This window comes from Citreicella sp. C3M06, from assembly GCF_018860705.1.
Classification (GTDB): Bacteria; Pseudomonadota; Alphaproteobacteria; order Rhodobacterales; family Rhodobacteraceae; genus Salipiger.
In genome coordinates this window covers 1-3,988 of the sequence record NZ_JAHKQA010000010.1, presented here as the reverse complement: position 1 = coordinate 3,988, position 3,988 = coordinate 1, and the positions used below count along the sequence as shown (strand labels likewise).

Sequence of the window (3,988 nt, the reverse complement as noted above, 5' to 3'; positions counted from 1 at the left end):
CAATGCATCCTGACCCTAGAAACTACGTCGCCAAGGTGTGACTGGGACACCGGTTACGACTTGGTGGTATGGCTTCGCGTACCACGCCGAGTATGCTTGATGGGTATCGCTCACCGCGTATATTCAAACTACGGATCGGTGCGCTTCGACATGGCCACAGGCTGTCCAGAACAATTGCCCGACCGAGAGTTTCTTTCATACATCTGGACGTTCGAGAAAAAGGTCGGGCCTCGCATAATCGCGGAGCTGGATCGCCATGGCCCAAGCGTTCCTGTCGTAATATTGCCAGCGCGAAAATCGTCTGAGTCTTTGCTTTCTACTTGAACCGCGCCTCGTCTCCCGCAGACGCATCCGGTTCCCAAGATTATGTGTACCGAAGCAGGCATTCGTATGGTCGAAGCTAAGGGGCGTTTTGTCCGCCCGGCCGACCTTCATCCTCCGAAAATGCTGCGCGATGGAAAAATGGCCGGGTCTGGTGAAGCTGCACCGCGGCGATCGACTAGGGACTGAACGGCAGGTCTGGGTCGTTCACCTACTGCTTAAATGGGACGACGTTTGAACCACCTTTGGCAAAGGCGACTGGACCTTCACTGCGAATGGTGCTGACTGCCTCCTCGAATGCGGCTCGGTCGTCTTCAAAGAGATTGTCCCAGACAATGGATGTCCCGTCTTCGGTCACAACTTCCAGCGACCAACCGCCCCCGCCTTCGAGCTTGTAGATGTCCACCTTGAATGGCACTCCATCCTCAACGATGCGCTGCGAGGCGCCGGAAATGACAAGGTTGGGTTCGCGTTCCATCTGAATACTTCTTTGATCTGCGGTAGATGATATTAGCACTGATCACCGAAGCCAATGGCCGCAAAGGGGGATGCTGTCGCAGCATCTTGAGTAACCGACGAAAGGCCGCTCAGGGCCGTGAGTGTCAGGCAGCGGGAGGCCGGAGGGACCATGCGGTTTGTCCGCTTCAGCAGTTTCGCCACGGAATGTCGCGATCACGGTCAGTTGACCCGCTGCGCACAGACAAAGTCGGCGCGTGTTGTAATGTCGGCGCGTGGCAACTCCGTGATTTGGTATCCGAGCGAGGTGTAGGTCTCCCGCATGACGGCACAGGTCGCTTCGGCTTCGGCGCGAGTCTGCTTGCGTTCGCTGTCTTGCGTGAAGATCTCATCCCAGAACGGCGCCAGGAAGGCGCGACGGTTGTAGCGGGCTGCCTTGGCTGCTGCGGTGACGTGGGGCGGCAGAGGGAGGCCGCGGAGGGTCAGGTAGCCCATAATGTCGGGAATGCCTCGGTCGAAGATCACGGGGCCTGAGAGGGCCTGTGCGTCCTCGTAGGCGCGGAGGTCGCGCTCAAGCATCCGTTCGGCATAGGCCATGCGGTCCGCCCAAGGGAGGGCGTCTCCGCCGCGCGCCATCTCCGCGCGAATGATCGCGCGGCCGGATTCGGGAATGTTCTGAAAGCCACGGCGGGCAAGCTCGGTGATCAGGCTGGTTTTGCCCGCACCGGGACCGCCCGTCACGACGGAGAAATGGTCGCTCATGGGTCATCCTCGGATTTGACAGGGGAAAGCGCTGCGAAGCGATCGACACGCCAGGAGCGGCGATCAAGGCAGCATGGATTTTCGTAGGGAAAACAGCACCGGTCTGCCTGGCAGAGGCAAATCCTCTGACGAGAAAGGCAGAACTATCTGGTGCATTTCAAAAAGTGGGAAGCGTCACAAAGTTCTGCCTCTGGGATCCAAAATTTCCCTTTGATTTCAGTGCCTGAAAATCTCGATGCTGATCTGAACCTGCCTTTCTCGTCAGTTAAGGTTGCCTCTGGCTGGACATAAAAGAGCCGGCGCTGTGGCCGGCTCAATCGCTTCAGTAGATCAGGATTTGCGGTTTGCGTGGAAGATCAGGTTAAGAGCGTCTTCTACTTCTTCGGGCCCTCGCACCTTGAACCGGGTATTCCCTCGATCATCTTTAACTTCCAGTTTCGTGAGGTCTTCAAATCGGTCTACCGGCCCTCGGATTGTAATCGACAGTTCATCGATGCGTGGCTGGACGATAATGTACCAAAAGTTATCAGGTGTTTCGCTGAAGTTGCGTGACTTTCCACGCTTCAAGTCGCCAGGAGAGCGCTCTCGAACGCTTTCTAGGAGAAGGGTGGCTGCATCTACCATCTTCTGGGACAGTTCTTTTTGAACCAGAGAGATAAACTCACGGTCGCCTGGTCCAAGTATCCGACTTCCTGCCTCTGCCGAAGCAGCTAAGTGCTCAGCTGAGTTCGGGGAGGTCAAGATACCTATGACCGTTGAAGTCGTTCCTACATTCAGCGGCGTAACATCATCCGCACGGAAGCTAAGTTCTTTGCGCTCCGGTGAAAATATGCAGGCATCAAAAAGAATGACGCTCCTGGCCCCTTTTGAGCTGGCTGGTGAACCAAAGTGCCTGATGTGATGCGGAGGCATCTCGAAAGACCAGAGGTCGGCACCGAGTTGCTTAACTTCGCTTGCAGTCATTTTCAGCGTCATTCCAATCCCTCCAGATAAACCCTATCTGAACAGATAAATCTGCAGATAAAATCTGTAAACTGCCTGTGTAGAGTGCGCTTAGCTACATGCCACATCATGTCTCCTAAAAATCATGTTGGCGCGCGGCCCAAGTGGAAGGGGTTACGCCCCTCGGTCGAGTTGGATCACGGCCTCCACGCCGGGCATCCGCCCGCTCTTCGTCGCCAGTTCAACCACCGAGATGTGACTCTTGGAAAACCGCTCCATCGACTTGGCGCAGACGTACCGCCGCATTCGCCCGCTCTTCAGCTCCTCTATGTCGCAAGACTCCAGAATGCCCTTGTCCATCAGACTGCGGATCGTCCGGATATTGATGCCGAGGATCTTCGCAGCCCGGGTCGGCCGAACGGTTCCATGGTGATCGGTAGCGATGACCTCACGCAGCAAGGCTAGCGACACGCGAAAATCCGGGAAACGCGTGGTGGCAGGGTCTACTGCATGCAGCGGAAGGCGGTTTCTCAGAATGATTTCGACCACGCGTTCGGTCGGTATGCGGACACGATGCGATGCCGTCGCAATGTCGAGTAGATCCTCCGCTTTGGGGCGCTCGACGCGCGCCCGCAGCTTCCCAAGGAACCCATGGAGATCACGTGGGTGGTACATCGGCGAGGCACTCTTTTCGTCGAAATACTTCTCGACCAGTCCGGGCTTCGTCAGCTTGGTCATCATGAAACGCTCGACGCCGAGGTATTTTCCTGCATCGGCGGCGTTCAGGAGGGCATCGAAATCGGTTGCGATGTCATTGATGATTTCCGTGGGAACATAGCCAGTCAGCACGAAACCCTGACCAGATGTCTTTCTCTCCGCAAGACCCATCGAAGCCAGGCGACGCGCCAGCTTCCAGCCAGACATGCCATAGCGCGAGCGTGCTGTCGAAAGCGAATGAACGTATTGTTCCGGGCAAGGCTGGCCCAGAACGATTGAGCCTTCGGAGATCGGAAAGTTGCGGAAGATGAACTCTCGCACCAGATCACGGATCACATCGAACTGAGGGTCGTCGTCGCGGTGGCGCAGCCACTCGAAGAAGACGCGATAGCGGGTCCGGTAGAGGGTGTTGTCGACCGGATGCGCCTTCTGGATATCCTTCAACTTCTGCCGGAACGCATCTGGTCCTTGGCGTAGGACGCTGAAACCGGCAGTCCCTGCAGCGAACCATTGCGCTGGCGTCACCGTATCCCTGCGCGCCTTCGGGCCCAGGGTCAGCAGGAGCCCGAAGCCCTCGCACGTCTGCGCCGCAACATGGAAGGGCAAACGGTCGAGCCACGTCTTCCTAGGCCCTTTCTCGATCCTGTTTCTTAGGTAATGTTCGAACAAAAGGTCCTGATCGTTCGCGTTTCGGGATTCTGGTGGTGGAAAGCCAGAGGTCAGCTAGATGACGTCGAACCCCTCTCGTGGCCCAGACGACGTGGGCAACGGGGCTCTGTTGCACAAAGCC

General features: G+C 57.0%; 4 protein-coding genes. All 4 read right to left on the bottom strand.

The features are described 5' to 3' along the window. Positions 1–532: 532 nt before the first annotated feature. The 4 genes from KO516_RS03270 to KO516_RS03255 all read right to left on the bottom strand — a co-directional run bounded on the left by KO516_RS03270 (position 533) and on the right by KO516_RS03255 (position 3,867). On the bottom strand, positions 533–799 hold the full coding sequence (locus tag KO516_RS03270) for a hypothetical protein (protein ID WP_216002382.1): 267 nt from the start codon (positions 797–799) through the stop codon (positions 533–535). A gap of 200 nt (positions 800–999) precedes the next feature. Further along, on the bottom strand, positions 1,000–1,539 hold the full coding sequence (locus KO516_RS03265; RefSeq protein ID WP_216002381.1) for an AAA family ATPase: 540 nt from the start codon (positions 1,537–1,539) through the stop codon (positions 1,000–1,002). 330 nt (positions 1,540–1,869) lie between these two features. Further along, positions 1,870–2,514 (bottom strand): hypothetical protein, encoded by a 645-nt coding sequence (locus KO516_RS03260; RefSeq protein WP_216002380.1) that lies wholly within the window; start codon positions 2,512–2,514, stop codon positions 1,870–1,872. A gap of 141 nt (positions 2,515–2,655) precedes the next feature. Further along, the gene (locus KO516_RS03255; protein WP_216002379.1) at positions 2,656–3,867 is read right to left on the bottom strand and encodes a hypothetical protein; all 1,212 of its coding nucleotides are present in this window, start codon (positions 3,865–3,867) and stop codon (positions 2,656–2,658) included. Positions 3,868–3,988: the final 121 nt, after the last annotated feature.